The following is a 20,624-nucleotide window of genomic DNA, read 5'->3' on the forward strand; positions in this document are numbered from 1 at the left end:
TATCGGCGGGCGCCGACACCGCTCAGCGCTTCTTCTGCAGCGACTTCTCCGAGACCGGCGCCTCACCGGATGCGGCGAGCTGGGCGTAGTACGAGTGCGCCTCATCCTGTCGCTGCTGCTCCGCGCCCGACGCGATGTGTGCACGGATGTGCTCGGGCTCGAAGCCCCACGCGTCGACGAGGTCCTGCGCGTGCGGGCGGAGCCGGGCCGAGAGGCGACCGATGTAGCGCGACACGGAACCGGCGCGCTGGGCAGAAAGGCGCCCGTTGATGAGGTACCACGACAGGTGCTTCTCGATGAGGCTCATCCCGAAGAGATCGCGCAGCCAGGTCAGCACCCGCAGCGTGCCGTCGTCGCCGACGCGGTGGACGGCATCGGTGAAGGCTTCCCACTGCAGCAGCTCGCCGTGCGCACGCGCCGCCTCGATGAGGTCGAACTGGCACTCGTTGAACAGTGCGGCGGCCTCGGCGGCGGGCAGCTTCGCCGCGGGACGCAGTCGCCCCGCGACGTCGGCGACCATCTGCTGGACGCGTCCCGCCAGCAGCTCGAACTGCTGGTCCTCGCGCAGCCCGAGCTCCACCGAGCGAGCGGTCGAGCCGAAGTCGGCGAGCGACTGTCCGAGCTGACGAAGGCCCGCACCGTGGAACACCTTGCCCGCGGTGCTGCCGACGGCGAAGCGCGCGAGCGCGGCCGCGTCCTTGCCCTTGAACTGCGAGGCGTAGTCCGAGAGCAGACGCTTGCCGACGAGCTGGAGGAGCACGTTGTTGTCGCCCTCGAACGTCACGTACACGTCGAGGTCGCTGCGCAGACCGACGAGCCGGTTCTCGGCGAGGAAGCCGGCGCCGCCGCTCGCCTCGCGGCACTCCTGCAGGATGTCGAGCGCGTTCCACGTCGACAGGGGCTTGAGAGCCGCCGCGAGCGTCTCGAGATCCTCGCGCTCTTCGGAGGTGTCGGTGCGACCGGAGAACACGCCGTCGAACTTCTTCAAGAACTCGTCGTGCGCGAACGCCTGCGCGTACACCGTGGCCAGCCGCGGCAGGAGGCGGCGCTGGTGCTTGCCGTAGTCGAGCAGAGTCACCTCGGGCGTCCCCGATCCGGAGTCGAACTGCCGGCGCTGGTTGGCGTAGGTGACGGCGATCTTCAGTCCGAGGGCGGCAGCCGTGGTGGCCGCGCCGTCGAGCGAGACGCGGCCCTGCACGAGCGCGCCGAGCATCGTGAAGAAACGGCGGCCGGGGCTCGCGATCTCGCTCGAGTACGTGCCGTCGGCGGCGACGTCGCCGTAGCGGTTGAGCAGGTTCTCGCGGGGGACGCGGACGTGGTCGAAGTGCAGGCGGCCGTTGTCGATGCCGTTGAGACCGCCCTTGACGCCGTCGTCCTCACCGCCGACACCCGGCAGGAAATCGCCGGCCTCGTCGCGGATCGGAACGAAGAAGCAGTGCACGCCGTAGTTGACGCCGCCCGTGATCAGCTGGGCGAAGACGGTGGCCGCACGCCCGTGCACCGCCGCGTTGCCGAGGTAGTCCTTCCACGCACCGCGGAACGGCGTGTGGATGACGAACTCCTCCGTGTCGGCGTCGTACGTCGCGGTCGTGCCGATCGCGGCCACATCCGAGCCGTGGCCGGTCTCGGTCATCGCGAAGGCGCCGGGCAGCTTCAGCGTGACGACGTCGGCGAGCCACTTGTCGTGGTGCTTCTTGGTGCCCAGCTGCTGGATGGCGGCGCCGAAGAGCCCCCATTGCACGCCGGCCTTGATCTGCAGGCTGGGGTCGGCGAGCACGAGCTCCTCGAAGCCGGCGATGTTCGCGCCGTTGTCACCGAGGCCGCCGTACTCGACGGGGTACGCGCGCGCGGACACGCCCTGCTCGACGATGAGACCGAGCTGGCCGAAGACGCGGTCGCGGTGCTCGGCGACGGTCTGCCCGTCGATCCGCCAGAAGGCCGGATCCTTGATCATCTCGCGCGCCTCCCGGCGCGTCTTGCCCCACGTGCCGAGCAGCATGTCGGTCACGGCGGGCAGGTCGATGCGCGGCTCGGCGGCCTCTGCCGCGGAGCGCGCCGCGGCAGGCGCACCCCCGGCGGGAGTGCGACGGCTGGTCGCAGGCTTGGCGGGACGGACGACGGCGTCGGTCATGGCATCACCCTTCGGTGGGACAGAGGAAGACGATGTCGACGGTAGGAGCACCACAACCACACCCCAAGTCGGTTGCAGATCCTCTACAACCGGATGCGGGCACGTCGCCGCATCCGGTTGTGTGCTGGCGACATCGGGAGCGCGAGGCGCTTGCCGATTCGGCACGAAGTTTGCGTGGTGACGGACCTCCTCGCGACGATCGTGAGAACGCCGCCGATCGATGCTCGGGCCGGAGCCGAGCACGCCGAACGAGGGAGATCGCATGCCGCACCACGACGTGGATTCCGGGTGGACGACGCGCGGCGACCTCGACGCACGGATCGAGCAGTATCGCCGGCTCATCCTGCAGAGCCTCGACGGGCTGACCGACGAACAGGCCCGCGCGACCACCGTCGCCGGCAGGCCATCGGTGCTCGGCGTCGTACGCCATACCGCCTTCGTGGAGGGTGTGTGGTTCGGCGAAGCGGTCACGGGCCGTCCCCGATCGGAGCTCGGCCTCCCCGTCTCCACGGCGAACTCGTGGAAGACCCGGAAGCTCGACACAATCGAGTCTGTCTCTGCCGACTGTCGCCGTATCCACCAGCATTCTCGCGACAACCTGGCCGCGCTCGGCCTCGATGACGTGGTGTCGGGACGTGGTCGCCGCACAGTCATGAGCCTGTTCACGCACGTGCTGAGCGAGCTCGCGTGGAACACCGGGCAGCTCGACATCCTCCACGCGATCCACACCCCCTGAGACACGATGTCGGCCGCCTCGGACACACTGGATGCGGGAGGTTCGCCCATGACGCTGACCCTGAAGCCCTGGTCCACCGCGGACCTTCCCGTGCTCCAGCGCGCGAACAGCCCCGAGATGACGCGGTTCCTCGGCGGCCCGGAGACCGATGCTGAGGTGGCCGCCCGACATGAGCGCTACCTGCGTCTGAATGAGAGCGGCGAAGCGGAGATGTACCGTATCGACGTCGACGGGGAAGCCGTGGGGGCGATCGGCTTCTGGCAGATGGAGCATGACGGCGTCCCGGCGTACGAGGCCGGCTGGAGTGTGGAACCCGCGTGGCAGGGGCGAGGCATCGCCTCCACGGCGTTGCGCCGGCTCATCGCGCGGGTGCGCGAACGCGGCGACCGCGCACTTCTCGTCGCCTACCCCGGCGTCGACAACCCCGCATCGCAAGCGGTGTGCCGCGCCGTGGGCTTCACCCGTGGCGCCACGTTCACCGAACCCTGGCGAGGCGGCTCGCTAATGGTCACGACGTGGACCCTCGACATGTCGCCGCTCGAGATCGGCGATCGTGTCGCCGATCTCGACGAGCGGTTCTCCGGCGCCCTCGACCGGGAGCGGTGGTGGCCGTACTACCTGCCGCATTGGGCGTCGCGTGCGACGACGAGCGCCAGGTGGCGCACCGGGCCCGAGGGGCTCGAACTGCGCATCGACGATGACACGGCACCGTGGGCGCCCGACATCGACGGCGAGGTGCGGGTGTCGCATCTGCAGACAGGGCAGCACTCGGGCCCAGTGGGCTCATCGATCGGGCAGCATCGCTTCCGCGACGGGCTCGTCGTGCGCGAGGAACAGCCCGATGCCGGGCTCTGGCTCGTGCGGTGCGGCGTGATCGAGGCGCGGCTGACGGCGGTGCGCGACGCGCGCGCGATGGTGGCGTTCTGGCCGATCGGCGTCGAAGACAGTCCCGATCGCTCGGGGGAGATCTGCGTGTGCGAGATCTTCGGCCACGATCTCGACGACGCCGGTGGATGGGTGGGAGTCGGCGTCAAGGCGCAGCACGACCCGGGGCTCCGCGACGATGTCGAGAAGATCCGCGTCGAGGGAGATCTCACCCAGCCCCACGACTATGCCGTGGAGTGGTCGCCCGACCGCATCCGATTCTTCATCGACGGACGCTGGGTCAAGACCGTCAACCAGTCGATCGACTACCCCGTGCAGCTCATGCTCGACGTCTACGACCTGCCGCTCGCACCGCGTGAGGAGTCGAGCTACCCGTTCCGGATGCGGGTGGAGCGGGTGCGCAGCTTCCCGACGGTCTGAGCCGGCCTTCCGGCACCGCACCGCGCGACGCGCACGCTCCGCAGGAGATCTCCGCTGTGCAGGACGATTCTCGGCGAATCGTCCTGATGGGGGGATTTCTCCCGTGGAAGGGATGCGGACCCGGCCGGCAGGACGTATCAGGTGCCGGCGATGACCTCGAGCACGGCCTCGCCGTACGCGTCGCGCTTCTTGGCGCCGATGCCGGTGATGCCGTCGAGGTCGGCGAGCGAGCCGGGACGATGCTCGGCGAGCGCGCGCAACGTCGCGTCGCCGAACACGATGTATGCGGGGACGCCCTGCTCGCGCGCGGTTTGGGCGCGCCATTCGCGCAGGGCCTCGAACAGTGCGCGATCACCCTCGGCCACGGCGTCGGATGCGGCGGCCCGCCGCGCTCGGGGGGCCGCCGCGGGGCGGCCGATGACGTCACGCCGCAGGCGCACGGCGGTCTCGCCGCGCAGGACTCCGCCGGCCTCGTCGCCGAGCGCGAGGGTGCCGTACTCGCCTCGTGCGACGAGCACGCCCCGCGCGAGGAGCTGGCGAATGACGCTGCGCCAGTCCTGATCGCTGAGGTCGGCGCCGATGCCGTACGTCGCCAGCTCGTTGTGCCGTTGCTGACGGATGCGGTCGGTGTCGGCACCGCGCAGGATGTCGATGATCTGGCCGGCACCGAAGGACTGGTTGCGCTCGCGTTGCAGGCGCACGACCGTCGACAGGAGCTTCTGCGCCGGCACGAGGCCGTCGAAGATCTCGGGCGGGGTGAGACACGTGTCGCAGTTGCCGCAAGGCTCGGCCTGCTCGCCGAAGTAGTTGAGCAGGTTCTGCCGGCGGCACTCGACGGTCTCGCAGAGAGCCAGCATGGCGTCGAGATGCTGCCCCATCCGGATCTTGAACGTGCGGTCGCCGGGGCTCTGGTCGATGAGTCGCCGCTGCTGCACGACGTCGCCGAGCCCGTACGCCATCCAGACGACGGAAGGGTCGCCGTCGCGGCCGGCGCGGCCGGTCTCCTGGTAGTAGCCCTCGACGGACTTCGGCAGATCGATATGGGCGACGAAGCGCACATCCGGCTTGTCGATGCCCATGCCGAAGGCGATCGTGGCCACCATCACGACGCCGTCGTCGCGCAGGAACCGCGACTGGTTCGCCGCGCGGGTCTCCGCCGGAAGGCCCGCGTGGTACGGCAGGGCATCGATCCCCTGCGCACGCAGATAGTCGGCCGTCTGCTCGACGCTCTTGCGGCTCAGCGCGTACACGATGCCGGCGGAGCCCTCCGGCTGTGACCGGATGAAGGCGACGAGCTGGCGGCGCGGATCGACCTTGGGCTCGATGCGGTACTGGATGTTGGGCCGGTCGAAGCTCGCGACGAAGTGACGGGCGTCACCGAGCGCCAGCCGCTGAGTGATCTCCTGATGGGTCGCGCGCGTCGCCGTGGCGGTCAGCGCCATCCGCGGCACGCCCGGGAAGAGGACGCCCAGCTCGCCGAGGGCGAGATAGTCGGGGCGGAAGTCGTGACCCCACTGCGACACGCAGTGCGCTTCGTCGATCGCGATCACGCTCAGTCTGCCGCGCTTCAGCAGCGCCGTGGTGGCGGGGAGGTTGAGTCGCTCGGGGGCGACGTAGAGCAGGTCGATCTCGCCAGCCACGTACGCGCGTTCGACGCTCTGCCGCTCGCCGGGCAGCTGCGTGGAGTTGAGGTAGGCGGCGCGCACGCCGTTGGCCAGCAGCGCTTCGACCTGGTCGTGCATGAGGGCGATGAGGGGGCTCACGACCAGCCCGGTCCCCGGCCGCACGAGCGCGGGCACCTGGTAGGTGACGCTCTTGCCACCGCCGGTCGGCATGAGCACGATCGCGTCCCCGCCGCCGACGACGTGATCGACGATGTCGGCCTGGTCGCCCCGGAAGGCGTCGTAGCCGTAGACCTCGTGCAGCACGGCACGGGGGTCCTGCCCGGTGAAGTCGCGGCGCGGCGCTGCCGCGGGCGCATCCTCGGGTGGAACCCAGCCGTCGTCGGGCGGCACCCACCCGCTCTCGCCGTACGGATCGTACGGCGGCTCGTCCTCCGGAGGCGCCCAGTCGTCCGGTGGGGCGTCCCACGAGGACGGATGCGGCGAACTCACCCTTCCAGGGTAACCAGCCCCGCCGACAGACTCGCCGCCCCGCATCCTCCCCGCGCGCTTACCCCGCGCTCACCCCGCTGGCTCCCGCCGCCCTCACCCCGCCGGCTCCCGCCGCCCTCGGTCTCCGCCTCTCCCCTGCCCTGCGTGTCCCAAACGTTCACGCCCGAGACCCCCGAAACGTGCACAACTGAGACACGCAACACCCCGCCCAGCCCCCTCGCGCATCCGTGTCTCAAACGTTCACGCCCGAAGCCCCCGAAACGTGCACAACTGAGACACGCAGCACCCCGACACCGCGCACACCTATGCGTGTCCCAAACGTTCACCCGCAATGCCCCAACAACGTGCACAAGTGAGACACGCAACGCCCCGCACACACCCCTCGCGCATCCGTGTCGCAAACGTTCACGCCCGAAACCCCCGAGACGTGCACAACTGAGACACGCAACACCCCAAGGCGGGCGGGCAGGCGGGCGGGGCAGGCGGGCAAGGCGGGCAGCGCCCAAAGGCGAGCGGGCGGGCGCGGGTGCCCAGGCGTCGCGCCCGGCACACCGGAGACTCGCCGCGGTCAGCACCAGCGATCGGCGAGGGAACCGACGACGTTGAGGTTGCGGTTCGTGGCGATGCCGAGCCGAGCATCTTCGCGGCGGAGAGCGGGTCGACCGTGCCGTCGTTGTACCCGGGGCCCAGCAGGGCGTGCGCGGCCCGGCCGGACACGATCATCTCGCCCTTGTCGCCGCTGGTCGCCTCCACGAGGGCCGCCTGCTCGGGGGCGAGTTCGTCCTTGAGCAGGTACACGTAGTGACGCGCGAGGTTCGGCCGGGCATCGCTCAGCGCCGGCGCGTCGCCGGCGATCCGCGCGAACTCGTCGGTCGAGAAGACGATCGTGGGCACGTCGAAGCCACGGTCGGCGTGGAACGCGCGCTCCAGCGCCTCCTCGATCCGGGCGCGCGAACGCATCCGCGTCGAGAACCTCACGTTGCCGGTGTTGAGGTGCGTGGTGACGTCCTCGAAGCCGAGTTCAGACACCACCCGGCAGATGTCGCCCTTCGGAAAGACCCGCTTCGCTCCGAGGTTGATGGCGCGGAGAAACCCGAGATACGTCGGCACCCGGCCCATTGTGGCCCGCCGCGCCCGATCCCGCATCCCCCGTCACTCGCCGGGGAACGTCTCCTTCAGCTCCAGGATGCGGCCGGCCGCCGCATCCACCTTCTCGGCGAACGCGGGGTCGGTCTTGGCCCGCTGCAGCACGGCCTGGTACATCTCGGGGAACACCGACGTGTCGGCGGACAGCAGCAGCAGATCGACACCGGCGTCGACGGCGAGCACCGCCCGGTCCGCGGGCGCCCAGCGCTCCACCTGCGCCGTGGCCGAGATGTCGTCGGTCATCACGACGCCGTCGAATCCGAGCTCGTCGCGCAACAAGCCCGTCACGACGGGTTCGGAGAACGCCGCGGGCATCGAGGGGTCGATGCGCTGATAGACGGCGGTGGCCATCATGACCGCGGCCGGCCCCTCGTCGAGAAGGGTGCGGTAGACGTTCACGTCCGGCGAATCCGCGCCGACCACGGTGTCGACGACATCGGCCGCGTAGTCGGTATTGCCGGTCACCCGGCCGAGCCCCGGGAAGTGCTTGATCGTCGGCAGGACGCCAGCTTCCCGCATCCCCTGGGCGAAGACGCCCGCCTTGTCGGCGACGGTCGCCTCGTCGTAGCCGTAGTGGCGGTTGTAGATGCCGATCGGCTGGTTCAGCCGCGCGGTGTCGGCGCTCGTGACGATGTCGGCCACGGGCGCGAGATTCATGTCGACGCCCGCCGCGCGCAGCTGGGCGCCCCATCGCTCGGCATCCGCGCGCAGCGTCGCGTCGTCGCGTTGCGCACTCGTGAGCGCCGTCGGCATGGGCTCGAAGCCGTCTCCCGAGAGCACCTGCACGTCCCCGCCCTCCTGGTCCGTCGCGATCCAGGTGCGGGGGCCGGTCGCCGGCTCGGCCGCCGTGAACTGCGCGACGAGCGATGCCGTGGCCGCCGCGCCCGCGGAGGAACGTCCGCGCAGGAAGAGCCCGCCCACGCCCGGGTCGGCCATCGCGGCGAGCGCCGTGGGGTCGGGGGCGTCGGCGGGGGTTCCGACCATGAACAACTGCCCGACGCGCTGCTCCAGCGTGAGCCCATCGACCGGGTCGGGCGTCGGAGTCGGTGTGGGCGTGGGGCTTTGGGTCGAGGGCGCGGGCGTCGGAGTGGCCTGCGTGGTGGAGCATCCCGCGAGCGCCGCCACCGCGGCGAGAACGGCAAGCGCGCGAACCGTGATCGTCTTGCGCATCATTCCAGTGTGGCCGAAACCGCCTGGATGAGTCCGGGGTTGCGTCCGGTTACAGGCGCACGACCTCCGTCACGCTGACGTGCGCGGCACCCTCGTCCGCGGATGCGGCGAGGTCGACGACCGCGCGGATGCGCCAGTCGTGGTCGCCCTCCGGATCGTGGATGACCTGCTCGACGCGCCAGAGCCCGCCGGCCGCGTCCGACTCGTCGATCGTGCAGAGCGCGGGCGAGCGCGCACCGGCGTCGGTGAGGACGGCGTCGTGCTCGTCGTAGTAGGCGTCGAGGGCGTCGGGCCAGCCCGCATCCGGGTCCAACGCGACGAGGTCGTCGTCGCGCTGGAGAGCCGCGAGCTGCACGCGCCGGAACATCTCGTTGCGCACGAGCACCACGAAGGCGCGACGGTTCGCCACGACCGAGGGAGGTGCGGGGGGAACGACGGGCTCGCCCGCCTCCTCCGCCGGGTTCACGAGCCGCTCCCACTCGTCGACGAGGCTCGAGTCCACCTGCCGCACGAGTTCGCCGAGCCAGGCGATCACGTCCAGCAGTTCCTCGGTTCGCGCTTCGGCGGGCACGGTCTGCCGGATCGCGCGGTACGCGTCGCTCAGGTAGCGCAGCACGAGGCCCTCGCTGCGGCCGAGCTGGTACCAGGAGACGAACTCCGCGAAGGAGAACGCCTGCTCGAACATGTCGCGGACGACGGATTTGGGTCGCAGCTCGAAGTCGCGCACCCACGGCTGACTCGACGCGAACACCTCGAACGCCTCGCCGAGCAGCGTGGCGAGGGGCTTCGGGTAGGTGATCTCCTCGAGCGCCGCCATCCGCTCGTCGTAGTCGAGCCCGTCGCGCTTCATCGCCGCGACCGCCTCGCCGCGCGCCTTGAACTCCTGCTGCGCGAGCACCGGACGCGGGTCGTCGAGGGTCGCCTCGATCACGCTGACCACATCCAGCGCGTAGTGACCCGATCCCGCGGTGCGCGCCGGTCGGAGATCCGGCCCGATGTCGGAGGTTTCACCGTCGATCCTCCGACCTTCGTCGCTTTCTCCGACGGGAGCGGCGGCGGATGCGGGCGGCCCCGCATCCGGATCGAGCAGCTCGATGGCGGCGAGCGCGAAGGGCGAGAGCGGCTGGTTGAGCGCGAAGTTCGGCTGCAGATCGACCGTCAGCCGGATGCGGCCGTCCGCCACCTCGACGACGTCGGCGGCGACGAGCGTGCGGAAGATCGCGAGCGCGCGGCGCGCGAGCTCGTAGCGGCGCGCGCGGGGCTCGTGGTTGTCGAAGACGAGTGAGCGCACGTGCGCGAAGACGTCGCCGCCGCGGGCGATGACGTTGATGAGCATGGCCGCCGTCAGCTGCATCTGCGGCACCAGGGGTTCGGGCACCGCCTGGACGAGCCGCTCGAACGAGCCTTCGCCCCAGTTCACGGCACCTGCCGGCGCCTTCTTGCGCACGATCTTCTTGCGCTTGGCGGCGTCGCCCGCCGCTTTGCGCAGCGCCTGCTCGTTCTCGATCTCCCACTCGGGGGCCATGACGACGACCGTTCCGGCCGTGTCGTAGCCCGCACGGCCGGCGCGGCCCGCGATCTGATGGAACTCGCGCGCGGTGATCTGCCGCATCCGGATGCCGTCGAACTTGGTGAGCGCCGTCAGCAGCACGGTGCGGATCGGCACGTTGATGCCCACACCGAGGGTGTCGGTGCCGCAGATCACGCGCAGGAGGCCCCGCTGCGCGAGCGTCTCGACGAGACGCCGGTAACGCGGCAGCATGCCGGCGTGGTGCACACCGATCCCTGCGCGCACGAGACGCGAGAGGGTCTTGCCGAACGCCGTCGTGAAGCGGAAGCCGCCGATGGCCTCCGCGATCTCGTCGCGCTGGGCGCGCGTGGCCACCTTCACGCTCGCGAGCGCCTGCGCGCGCTCCATGGCCTGAGCCTGCGAGAAGTGCACGATGTACACCGGCGCCTCGTTCTCCTCCAGCAGCTTCTCGACCTGCTCCTGGATCGGGATGCGGGCGTAGGAGAAGTGCAGCGGCACGGGGCGCTCAACACCCGTCACCTCGACGGTCGGGCGCTGCGTGCGACGGGTGAGGTCGGCGGCGATCCCGGTCACGTCGCCGAGGGTCGCCGACATGAGCAGGAACTGCGCCCGCGGCAGGAGCAGGAGCGGAACCTGCCACGCCCAGCCCCGGTCGGGCTCGCCGTAGAAGTGGAACTCGTCCATCACGACCTGGTCGACCGACGCATCCGCTCCGTGCCGCAGTGCCAGGTTCGCCAGGATCTCGGCCGTGCAGCAGACGATCGGCGCATCCGGGTTGACCGAGGAGTCGCCCGTGACCATTCCGACGTTCTCCGCCCCGAAGATATCCACGAGGGCGAAGAACTTCTCGCTGACGAGGGCTTTGATGGGCGCGGTGTAGTAGCTCCGGCCTCCCCGTGCGATGCTCACGGCGTGCGCGGCGACGGCGACGAGCGACTTGCCCGTGCCGGTCGGTGTCGACAGGATCACGTTCTGGCCGGAAACGAGCTCGATGACCGCCTCGTCCTGCGCGGGGTACAGCTCGATGCCCCGACCGACGGTCCAGTCTCCGAATGCGTCGTACAGCGCATCCGCATCGTCCCCGGCGGCGCGGGCGAGCTCGGTGAGGGACGCGGTCATCCCTCGAGTCTGCCCGACTCCGGCGGCGTCGGGCGGGTCGTGCTCGTCACGCGACGCACGCATTCTCTGCGGATGACGCAACCCCAGACCGCCCGCCCGCGGCTAGCGTGGGAGCACGCGAGCAGAGGAGAGCCATGTCGGATGAGCTGAACGTGCGCGTCGAACGCGGCGAGGACAGGTACGAGGTCTTCCTCGATGACGTGCCGGCGGGCTTCACCGCCTTCTACACCGACGAGGAGGGTCACACGGTGTTCCCCCACACCCAGGTGGACCCCGCGTTCAAGGGCCATGGCGTCGCCAGCATCCTGGTCGAACGCGCGCTCGAGGATGAGGCGAAGCGCGGCGAGACGATCGTGCCACTCTGCCCGTTCGTGGCGAAGTACCTGCGCGAGCACGAGGTCCCAGGTCTCAAGGTCGCCTGGCCATGACCCGACTCGACGCTGACGCCGAGGAGAGCCTCGAGCAGTCGGTCGAGTGCGACGGCCCCCGCGCCGTCGTGCTCGACGCGCGGGAGGTGCCCCTGGGCGGAGTACGCGCGATGCAGGTGCACCGGGCCCTTCCGCAGCGCGAGCTGCCGATGGTCGGCGCGTGGTGCTTCCTCGATCGCTTCGGCCCCCAGGAGGTGCGGATGCGGGTGGAGCCGCACCCGCACATCGGACTGCAGACGGTCACCTGGCCGCTGGTGGGCGAGGTCCGCCACCGTGACGGCATCGGCAGCGACGTGCTGATCTCCCGCGGCCAGCTCAACCTCATGACGAGCGGACGCGGCATCGCACACTCCGAGTACTCGGTCACCGACGACCCGATCCCCCTCGACGCCCTGCAGCTGTGGATCGCCCTGCCCGACTCGCGTCGGCACGGCGCCCCCGCCTTCGAGCAGCACGCCCACCTCCCCGAGCTGGCACTGGACGGCGGCGGCAGCGCCACCGTCGTCATGGGAGAACTGGCGGAGGTGCGCTCGCCCGCATCCGCCTATACGCCGATCGTGGGTGCCGAGATCCGCGTGCCCGCGGGATCCCGCGTCAGATTGCCGCTGCGCGCGGGTTGGGAGTACGCGCTCGTCGGCGTCGCGGGGACCCCGCGCGTGCACACGGCGGATTCCGAGCACACCGAGCTGGTCGGGCTGCAGCTGCTGTATCTCGGTCGCGCACGCGGCGAGGTGGAGATCTCGAGCGACGAGGACGCCACCCTCTTCCTCCTGGGCGGCGAACCCTTCGAGGACGAGATCGTGATGTGGTGGAACTTCGTCGGGCGCGATCACGACGAGATCGTGGCGGCCCGCGAGGAGTGGGAGGCGGGCTCGGCGCGCTTCGCGCACGTCGTCGGCCACGGTGACGAACGCGTCCCCGCACCCCCGCTGCCGGCTGTGCGTCTGACGCGTCGTCGGCGCCGGCTCTGAGCGGCGGAGTTCTCCCGGTCGCTCCGAGCCGCAGGTCGCCCTGGCGCCGATAGTCTGGGGAGGTGGCCCGCACCTCCGTTCTGTCGACGCGCGTGCTGCTCGTGTGCGCCGCGATCGGTGTGGCCACGGGCATCCTCGGCGGCATCGCGGGCTGGGCCACGGTGCCGCTCCTCGGATTCGTCCCGCCCCTGTACGGCCTGCTCCTGGGCGTGCACGTGCTGCCCGGCATCATCGCGCAGGAGGTGCTGCGCCGGCCCGGCGTCGCGCTCCTGGCGCATCTGCTGGCCGCCCTCGTCTCCAGCGCCACCGCGCCGCAGTACGCACTGCAGTTCCTCGGAACCGCAGTGCTCTTCGGCGGTATCCAGGAGGTGGTCGCCGCCGCGACCCGGTACCGGTCGTGGCGCGCATGGCGCTTCTTCGTGTCGGCGCTCGTCATCGGCGTGATCATCGCCGCCGCGGTGTTCTTCGCCGCGAACCTGAAGACGCTTCCGATCTGGGCGCAGGTCGCCTACCTCGCCATCTCGGTCCTCGCCCCCGTCGCCTGGACCGCCGTGGGTCTTTGGGTCGGCATCGGACTGCGTCGCGCGGGCGTCGTGCGCGGCGGGCGCTGAGTCGATGACCGACGGCGCTGACAGCCCGGAACGCCGCCGGCTCGCGCAGCTCGTGGCCGACCTCATCCTCGAGAACGGGCTCATCGATCTCAGCCTGTCGGGCATCGCACGCGCGGTGGGCTCCAACAACCGGATGCTGCTGTACTACTTCGGTTCGAAGGAGCGGCTGTTGGAGGCCGCATCCGAGATCGCGATCGAGCGCTTCCCGTACCTCGCCGCCGTCTTCGAGCGCCTCGCCGCCGACGACGTCCCGCTGCGGGAACGGCTGCTGCGGGCGTGGCAGGACATCGGCGCCCCCGAGAACCGGCCGTACCTGGTGATGTTCTTCCACCGCTTCGCGGTCGCGCTCGGCGATCCCGAACGCTGGAACGAGTTCCTCTCGCACCTCGGCACGGGATGGGTGGGCCGCGTGCGCGCGGTGTTCGTCACCGAGGGGTGGACTCCGGATGCGGCCGAGCTCGCCGCGACGCGCGTCGTCGCCGAGTGGCGCGGACTGCAGTTCGCGCTCCTGTGCGGAATGGGACCGGCGCAGCTGACGGCGGCCTACGAACGCAGTATCGACGAGCTCCTGGAGAAGCCGAGTTAGGTTAGGCTAAGTTGGGAGGACCCGCCCGTCCGAACTCTGGATCCTCCGTGCCCGCTGCCTCCGCCGATCGCGACGCTCCGTCCGCCGCATCCGGCGTCCGCGCACCCCTTCTGCAGGTCGACGGCCTCTCGATCACCCACGAGGGCGCGACGCGTCCCTCTCCCGCATCCGTCTCGTTCCGGATCGATCCCGGCGAGGTCGTGCTGCTGCTGGGGCCGAGCGGTTCCGGCAAGTCGACGCTGGCTCTGGCGCTGAACGGGCTCATCCCCCACGACATCCCGGCCGAGGTCGCCGGTCGCGTGAGAGCCGGGAACCTGGACACCCGTGACGCCTCGGTCGCTCAGCTGAGCACGCAGGTGGCGATGGTGTTCCAGGATCCCGATGCCCAGCTCGTCACCGGCACGCTCCTGGACGAAGTCGCCTTCGGACCCGAGAACCTGCGCCTGCCCGTCGATGAGGTGCTCCGCCGCGCCGAAGACGCCCTGCGCCGCGTCGGACTCTGGGACCGTCGGCACGAGAACCCGGACCGCCTGTCCGGCGGCGGACGCCAGCGCCTCGCGATCGCCGCTGCCCTCGCCATGGGCTCCCCTCTCCTGGTGCTCGACGAGCCCACGGCCAACCTCGATCCGCGGGGCATCGAGGAGGTGTACGCGACGCTCGCCGACCTGGTCGCGGCCGGAGATCGCGCAATCCTGCTGATCGAGCACAACCTGGATGCGGCCGTGCCGCTGATCGATCGCGTCGTCGTGCTGGATGCGGCGGGCGCGGTCATCGCGGACGGGGCTGCCGACGATGTGCTGCGTACGCGCGCGGACGAGCTGCACGAGCTCGGCGTGTGGCTGCCGACCTCGACCCTCGCGGCGCTCCGGCTGCGGGCCGCGGGGTACCGGATGGAGCCGCTGCCCCTGAGCCCGGATGAGCTGCGCGCGGTGCTCGAGGCGCAGCCTGCACCCGCATCCGTCGCACACACCGCGCCGGCGGGCACCGCGCCGCGCGCGGTCAGCGAGCCGATCGTGCAGGTGCGCTCGCTCACCCTGCGGCGCGGGCGCACCGAGGTGCTCCACGATGTGTCGCTCAGCGTCGCCGCGGGCTCCTTCGTCGCGATCGTCGGAGCCAACGGCGCCGGGAAGACGAGCCTGCTGCAGGCGATCGCGGGAGTCGTCGTCCCCCCGCGCGGCACCGTGACGGTCGCAGGGACCGACGTCGGCCGCGCCGACGCCCGGACGCTTCCCGCCCGCATCGGCTTCGTGTTCCAGAATCCGGAGCACCAGTTCATCGCCCATACGGTCGCCGACGAGATCGCGCACGGCCTGCGGCGGCAGCGGCTCGCCGACGAGGAGGTCCGCCGTCGCACCGACGAGCTGCTCACCCGGTTCGGCCTGGCCGAGCGCGCCCAGGCGCATCCCTTCCTGCTCTCGGGCGGTCAGAAGCGCCGTCTCTCGGTCGGTACGGCGCTCGTGGCCGGCGCGCCGGTGCTCGCACTCGACGAACCGACCTTCGGGCAGGACCGGGCGCGTGCGGACGAGCTGCTCGCCCTGCTCGCCGAGCTCAACGCGGCGGGCACCACGGTGCTCGTGGTCACGCACGACATGCAGCTCGTGACGGAGTACGCCGATCACGTCGTCGTCGTGCACGAGGGGCGCGTCGCCGCATCCGGCCGCACGTCCGACGTGTTCGCCGACGCGGCGCTCATCGAGCGAGCCGGGTTGCGTCCGCCGCCGCTGCGGCGCGCGCTCGCGCACCTGGAGGGCCATCCCGCCCTCGACGGAGTCGTGCGCTTGGCGGATCTGCCATGACGGCGACGATCGACCCGTTCGCGGCTCCCGCAGCGGCGTCCGGGGTCCGCTTCCTCTACGCGCTCAACCCCCTCGCCAAGTTCGCGGCGATCATCCCGCCGAGCCTCGCGCTGGTCTTCGTGCGCGACACGACCACTCCGCTCGTGTTCCTCGCCCTCGCCTACGCGCTGCTGCTCGTGGGCGCGCGGGCGTCGCGCCAGGTGCTGCTCACACTGTTCCTGGCGCTGCCGACCGCCGTTCTCGTGCTCGGATGCGGCTTCGCCGTGTGGACGGATGCCGCCCAGGTCGACACCACACCGCTCGTGCTGCAGATCGGCGAGTGGCGGCTGTTCTCCGGCGCACTTGCCATCGGCTTCGCCACGGCGCTGCGCCTGATCGCGATCCTGGCGCTCGCCCTGGCGGCGGGATTCACGACCTCGGGAGCCGATCTCGCCCGGTCGCTCGTGCAGCAGCTGCGTGTGCCGTACCGCATCGGCTACACGGCTCTCGCCGCATTCCGATTCGTCCCGCGGTTCGCGCACGAACTCGATGTGATCCGGCAGGCGCACCGGGTGCGCGGGTCGCACGGCGGGCGGGGGCCCTTCGCCGCGATCGCCCGCTGGGGCGGTTACATCGTCCCCCTTCTCGCGGGTGCGATCCGGCACGCCGAGCGCGTCGCCCTCGCGATGGACGCGCGCGCATTCGGCGCCTTCCCCGACCGCACCGAGCGTCATCTGGCGCCCTTCCGCATCCGCGACGTCGTCTTCGTCCTCGCGTTCTGGGCCGTCTCTGCGGCCGTCCTGATCATCGTGCGCCCGTCGGCCGGCGCCTGACACACCCGACAGAAAGGCTCCGCATGGCTCGGTTCTCCCGCCTCGTGAAACCCGCCTCCCCCGACCTCCTGCATCTGCGGGTGCTCCGCACCGCACGCCTCAGCGAACACTGGATGCGGGTGACGCTCGGCGAGGGGGAGATCGACCGGTTCGTCCCGCTCGGCTACGACCAGTGGTTCCGCCTCTTCCTCCCCGTCGGCGGCGACGAGGGTCTGGATCGGATCCCCGCGAAGGCGAACAAGCTGCTCGGGTACCTGAAGTACCTGCGCATCCCGGACGGGGTGCGTCCCGTCATGCGCAACTACACCGTGCGCGCGTATCGGGCCGCGACCGCGGACGCCGGCGCGGAGATCGACGTCGACTTCGTGTTGCACGGCACAGGACCCGACGCGGGTCCTGCGTCGCGATGGGCCGCATCCGCTCGCCCCGGCGACAGCGTCGTGATCATCGACGAGGGGCTCGGGTTCGACCCGGAACGCGGCGTCGACCGGGTGATCCTCGTCGCGGACGAGACGGGCCTGCCCGCGGTGTCCGGGGTGTGCGCCTCGCTGCCGGCGAGCGCGACGGGCGTCGCCCTCATCGAGGTGCCGTCCGAGGCCGACGCGCTGGCCTTCGACACCCCGACCGGCGTCGAGGTGCGGTGGCTCGTGCGCGACGCCCAGACCCGCCCCGGCACCCTCGCGCTCGCGGCTCTCGAGGAGGTCCCGCTGCCCGCGCAAGGGGTGCACGCGTTCATCGTCGGCGAGCAGTCGCTGCCCACATCCGCTCGCCGTGCTCTCGTCGCCCGCGGCCTCGACAAGGCCTCGATCAGCTTCATCGGCTACTGGCGCGTGGGCGCGGCGCGTCCCGCGCCGACCACCGCGGGGGTCGACGCGTGAGCGCCCCGTCCGCCGAGACCCCGCGCACGGCGCGCGGCCGCATCCCCACCCTCGTACTGCTGACCTGCGCCGCGATCGGCGTCGCGGGCGGCGTGGTGCTGTGGGCCGTGACCGGCCTGTCGACGCTGCTCTTCGCGGTCGTACCGTTCGCGTCGGTGGCGGTGGCGGGGATGTGGCTGCTGCCCGCCACGATCGCGCTGCGACTGTTGCAGCGTCCGGGGGTGGGCCTTCTCGTGGGCCTCATCTCCGGCATCGTCGTGCTGCCCTACATCGGCACCAACCTCTGGTGGGCGTTCTTCGCCGAGCTGCCGTTCCTGCTCGTGCTGTACCGCTACTGGGGAACCTGGCTGCACTTCGCCGGCGCGCTCATCATCGGCGTGGTCTATCCGTTGTTCGCGGCCGAGTACTTCAACCTGTGGACCATGCCGCTGCCCGCGATGATCGGGTTCTTCGCCCTCACGATCGCGAGCTGCCTCGCGGGCACAGCGATCGGCGTCGTGATCGCCGACGCCCTCCGGCGCGCGGGCGTCGCTCGTCTCGCCCGTCGCCAGCCCCGCTGACCCTCCGCGGCGTCGCCCCGCCCCGCGACGTCTCTCGTCCCTCGAACACGGGCCCACACGGTTCGAGGGACCCGAAACGCGGCCCACGGCACCGAATCACGACGTTTCGGGTCTCTTGAACACGGCGGATGCGGCCCAGACACGTTCAAGGGACCCGCGGTGCGGCCGGCGCGCTCGCACGGCGACATCACGGGTCCCTCGAACGGGATGGGGGCTGAGGCTACTTCCGGCCGGTCACCTGACGGGCGACGATCTCGCGCATGATCTCGTTCGTCCCGCCGTAGATGCGGTGCACGCGGGCGTCGACGAATGCGCGCGCGACGGGGTACTCGAGGATGTAGCCGTACCCGCCGTGCAGCTGGACGGCGGCATCGAGCACCTCCCACTCGCGCTCCGTCGTCCAGAACTTGACCTTGGCGGCCTCCTCCGGCGTGAGCTTGCCCTCGCCGTACAGCGCGATGGCGCGGTCGACGTAGGCCCACAGCACATCGACCGTCGTGGCCATGTCGGCCAGGCGGAAGCGGGTGTTCTGGAAGTCGGCGATCGCGTGGCCGAACGCCTCGCGACTGCTCGTGTACTCGAGCGTCCAGCGCAGGCCCGCCTCGGCGGCCGCCGCGGCGGCCACGCCGATCGACAGCCGCTCGAGCGGAAGGTTGCGCATGAGCTGCACGAAGCCATGGCCGGGCTCGCCCCCGATGAGGTTCTCGTCGGGGATGAAGACGTCGGTGAACGACAGCTCTGCGGTGTCGTGCCCGGCGAAGCCCATCTTGTGCAGCTTCTTTCCGTGATCGAAGCCCTCCATGCCGTTCTCGACGAGCACGAGGCTGAACGCGTCGGGGCGGTTGCCCTCTCCCGTCTTGACGAAGGTGACGACGATGTCTGCCGTCGCACCGGAGGAGATGAACGTCTTGGCGCCGTTCAGGATCCACCCGCCGTCCACCTTCTTCGCCACGGTCGAGATGCCGCGCAGATCGCTGCCCGCACCGGGCTCGGTCATGGCGAGCGCGCCGATCACCTCGCCGGTGGCCATGCCGGGCAGCCACTTCTGCTTCTGCTGCGGCGTGCCGAAGTGGGCCAGGTACGGCACGGCGAGGTCGTCCTGGATGCCGAAGGCACCTGCCAGCGACCCGAGCCCGGCCTTGATGACCTCCTCGTTGACCACAGCGCGGAAGCGGTAGTCCTGCAGCATCCCCGCGCCGCCGAACTCCTCGGGAACCGACAGTCCGATGATCCCGGCGTCACCGGCGGCCCTCATGGTCTCGCGGTCGATCTGACCGGCCGCATCCCATGCTTCGCGCCGTGCGTTCGTGCCGTAGCGCTTGATGAACTCGACCACGACCTCCCGGAAGGCCTCGTGATCCTCGTCGTAGATGTCGCGTTCCACGGACGTCTCCTCCATCTCGGGGCGCCTGCGTCGACACGCTGCGGCGCCATCGCCTGACGCGATCCTAGACCGGCGGGTGCGCGCGGAGCACACCACGCTGTGGAATCGCATCCCACGCACACCGAAACCGAGTGTCGCGATTGTGGAGGCCCTCCAGCGGGTCAGTTCCCCTCGGTGCGCACCGGATCCGTACCGTCCGGGGCGACGTCGTAGAAGACCGAGCGGTAGTCGCCGTCGAACCAGAAACGCGCGCGCACCGGCCCCGCGTTCTGCGCGAACGTGGGCGAATCGATGTCACTGTCGGCCGCCCGCTCCAGCCGGAGTGCGACGCCGCTCAGGCTGTCGATCCCCTCCGTGTCGGCGGCCGTCTGCATGGCGGTCCACAGCCCTGGCCAGGACACCTCGTCGAGCGAGAACTGCTCGGCGGCCGAGTCGGGCTGCGACGGCGCCGGACCGTCGCGGACCACCTCACCGCGGCGATACTCCCAGCGGTCGGTGTCGGTGGAGCCGGGGGTCACGGGGGCATCGACGAGGATGACATCCTCACTCACGGAGATGCCGACCACCCGATCGTGTCCGATCTTCGCGGTGAGAGCAGCGACCGCGTCCGCGGTCGTCTCCGGCTGGCGCAGATCCGCGGTGAGCCGCCCCTGTCCGAGAGCGGTGAGGCTCTGAGCGACCGCCGTCGGGTAGGGCAGGGCCACGGATGCGCCGGCGACGAGGAACGCGAGGGCGAACAGGACGAATCGCAGCCCCCTCCCCTTCGGGCCGACCCCGATCAGGGGTCCGCGTCGCCGCCCCTTGATCGAGACCACTCCCGGCTCGGGCAGGCGGGGCTCGCCGAGTTCGGCCTGCGCAGGGATGCGGATTCCCGCGTACGGCGCCTGGGTGACGTCATCGTCGGCGAGCGCTACGTCGGCACCGTCCGCGCTCAGCAGCGCGACCGCGCGCAGGCTCCCCGGCTGGACGGCGGGGATGTCGACGAGCCGCACGAGCTGGCGGACGCGCGCGCGATATGCGGGGCCCTCCAGCGGCTGGATGCTGAGATCGAGGTCGCACACCGGCTGATCGTTGATCAGCGTGCCGGTCTGGGTCACGGCGTCGATGCGGGCGAGGGCCATCCTGCCCTCGGACCGCGCCGCGTCGAGGTCGGCGGTCGATGCGGCGGGCATTCCTCGCGTGGCCCTCGCGATCAGGATCAGGATGCCGCTGAAGATCGCCAGGACCATCCCGGCCGGGAAGGTGATCTCGCCCGCGCCGGGCGGGCCGATCTCCGAGACCACGAGAGCGCCGATGGCCATCCCCGCCCCCACGAAGAACAGAAGGCGGATCATGTCTCCATGCTA

17 protein-coding genes are annotated in these 20,624 nt (G+C 70.8%); 10 read left to right on the forward strand and 7 right to left on the reverse strand.

The window, feature by feature from the left end; all coding sequences use genetic code 11:
- Positions 1-22: 22 nt before the first annotated feature.
- Positions 23-2,131 (reverse strand): acyl-CoA dehydrogenase family protein, encoded by a 2,109-nt coding sequence (locus tag AC1VNH_RS09690; protein WP_483111105.1) that lies wholly within the window; start codon positions 2,129-2,131, stop codon positions 23-25.
- 262 nt (positions 2,132-2,393) lie between these two features.
- On the opposite strand from AC1VNH_RS09690, the gene AC1VNH_RS09695 reads away from it, so the two are divergent.
- The gene (locus tag AC1VNH_RS09695; RefSeq protein ID WP_483111107.1) at positions 2,394-2,867 is read left to right on the forward strand and encodes a mycothiol transferase; all 474 of its coding nucleotides are present in this window, start codon (positions 2,394-2,396) and stop codon (positions 2,865-2,867) included.
- 48 nt (positions 2,868-2,915) lie between these two features.
- Positions 2,916-4,172 (forward strand): GNAT family N-acetyltransferase, encoded by a 1,257-nt coding sequence (locus tag AC1VNH_RS09700; RefSeq protein WP_483111108.1) that lies wholly within the window; start codon positions 2,916-2,918, stop codon positions 4,170-4,172.
- Between the two features lie 137 nt (positions 4,173-4,309).
- Here the strand turns inward: AC1VNH_RS09700 and recQ are convergent, their stop codons facing one another.
- The 4 genes from recQ to AC1VNH_RS09720 all read right to left on the reverse strand — a co-directional run bounded on the left by recQ (position 4,310) and on the right by AC1VNH_RS09720 (position 11,252).
- A complete protein-coding gene (gene recQ, locus AC1VNH_RS09705; protein WP_483111109.1) occupies positions 4,310-6,331 on the reverse strand; it encodes a DNA helicase RecQ in 2,022 nt (673 codons plus the stop codon).
- 360 nt (positions 6,332-6,691) lie between these two features.
- Positions 6,692-7,405, reverse strand: a complete 714-nt coding sequence (locus AC1VNH_RS09710; RefSeq protein WP_483111110.1) for a DUF1697 domain-containing protein — start codon at positions 7,403-7,405, stop codon at positions 6,692-6,694.
- Between the two features lie 33 nt (positions 7,406-7,438).
- Positions 7,439-8,602 carry a glycoside hydrolase family 3 N-terminal domain-containing protein gene (locus tag AC1VNH_RS09715; RefSeq protein ID WP_483111111.1) on the reverse strand — a complete coding sequence of 388 codons (1,164 nt, stop codon included), beginning with the start codon at positions 8,600-8,602 and terminating at the stop codon, positions 7,439-7,441.
- 49 nt (positions 8,603-8,651) lie between these two features.
- Positions 8,652-11,252 (reverse strand): DEAD/DEAH box helicase, encoded by a 2,601-nt coding sequence (locus AC1VNH_RS09720; protein ID WP_483111113.1) that lies wholly within the window; start codon positions 11,250-11,252, stop codon positions 8,652-8,654.
- Positions 11,253-11,386: 134 nt separating this feature from the next.
- Here AC1VNH_RS09720 and AC1VNH_RS09725 point away from each other — a divergent pair, with 134 nt between their 5' ends.
- The 8 genes from AC1VNH_RS09725 to AC1VNH_RS09760 all read left to right on the forward strand — a co-directional run bounded on the left by AC1VNH_RS09725 (position 11,387) and on the right by AC1VNH_RS09760 (position 17,894).
- Positions 11,387-11,680: a GNAT family N-acetyltransferase gene (locus AC1VNH_RS09725; RefSeq protein WP_483111114.1), complete on the forward strand. Its 294-nt coding sequence runs from the start codon at positions 11,387-11,389 to the stop codon at positions 11,678-11,680.
- A complete protein-coding gene (locus tag AC1VNH_RS09730) occupies positions 11,677-12,651 on the forward strand; it encodes a pirin family protein (protein WP_483111116.1) in 975 nt (324 codons plus the stop codon). The genes AC1VNH_RS09725 and AC1VNH_RS09730 overlap by 4 nt, the downstream gene beginning before the upstream one ends.
- A gap of 62 nt (positions 12,652-12,713) precedes the next feature.
- Complete coding sequence (locus AC1VNH_RS09735) at positions 12,714-13,262, forward strand: ECF transporter S component (protein ID WP_483111117.1); 549 nt, start codon at positions 12,714-12,716, stop codon at positions 13,260-13,262.
- A 4-nt stretch (positions 13,263-13,266) separates the two neighbouring features.
- Complete coding sequence (locus AC1VNH_RS09740) at positions 13,267-13,848, forward strand: TetR/AcrR family transcriptional regulator (RefSeq protein WP_483111118.1); 582 nt, start codon at positions 13,267-13,269, stop codon at positions 13,846-13,848.
- A gap of 47 nt (positions 13,849-13,895) precedes the next feature.
- Entirely contained in the window at positions 13,896-15,644 is a 1,749-nt protein-coding gene (locus tag AC1VNH_RS09745) for an ABC transporter ATP-binding protein (protein WP_483111119.1), read from the forward strand.
- Positions 15,641-16,456, forward strand: a complete 816-nt coding sequence (locus AC1VNH_RS09750; protein ID WP_483111120.1) for an energy-coupling factor transporter transmembrane component T — start codon at positions 15,641-15,643, stop codon at positions 16,454-16,456. Before AC1VNH_RS09745 ends, AC1VNH_RS09750 begins: the two co-directional genes overlap by 4 nt.
- A gap of 23 nt (positions 16,457-16,479) precedes the next feature.
- Positions 16,480-17,334, forward strand: coding sequence for a siderophore-interacting protein (locus AC1VNH_RS09755; protein ID WP_483111122.1), 855 nt, complete (start codon positions 16,480-16,482; stop codon positions 17,332-17,334).
- Positions 17,331-17,894, forward strand: coding sequence for an ECF transporter S component (locus AC1VNH_RS09760; protein ID WP_483111123.1), 564 nt, complete (start codon positions 17,331-17,333; stop codon positions 17,892-17,894). Before AC1VNH_RS09755 ends, AC1VNH_RS09760 begins: the two co-directional genes overlap by 4 nt.
- A gap of 220 nt (positions 17,895-18,114) precedes the next feature.
- Here the strand turns inward: AC1VNH_RS09760 and AC1VNH_RS09765 are convergent, their stop codons facing one another.
- Both AC1VNH_RS09765 and AC1VNH_RS09770 read right to left on the reverse strand, forming a co-directional pair.
- A complete protein-coding gene (locus AC1VNH_RS09765) occupies positions 18,115-19,278 on the reverse strand; it encodes an acyl-CoA dehydrogenase family protein (protein ID WP_483111125.1) in 1,164 nt (387 codons plus the stop codon).
- Positions 19,279-19,439: 161 nt separating this feature from the next.
- A complete protein-coding gene (locus AC1VNH_RS09770; protein WP_483111126.1) occupies positions 19,440-20,612 on the reverse strand; it encodes a hypothetical protein in 1,173 nt (390 codons plus the stop codon).
- Positions 20,613-20,624: the final 12 nt, after the last annotated feature.

The organism is Microbacterium sp. KU4F (genome assembly GCF_056868075.1).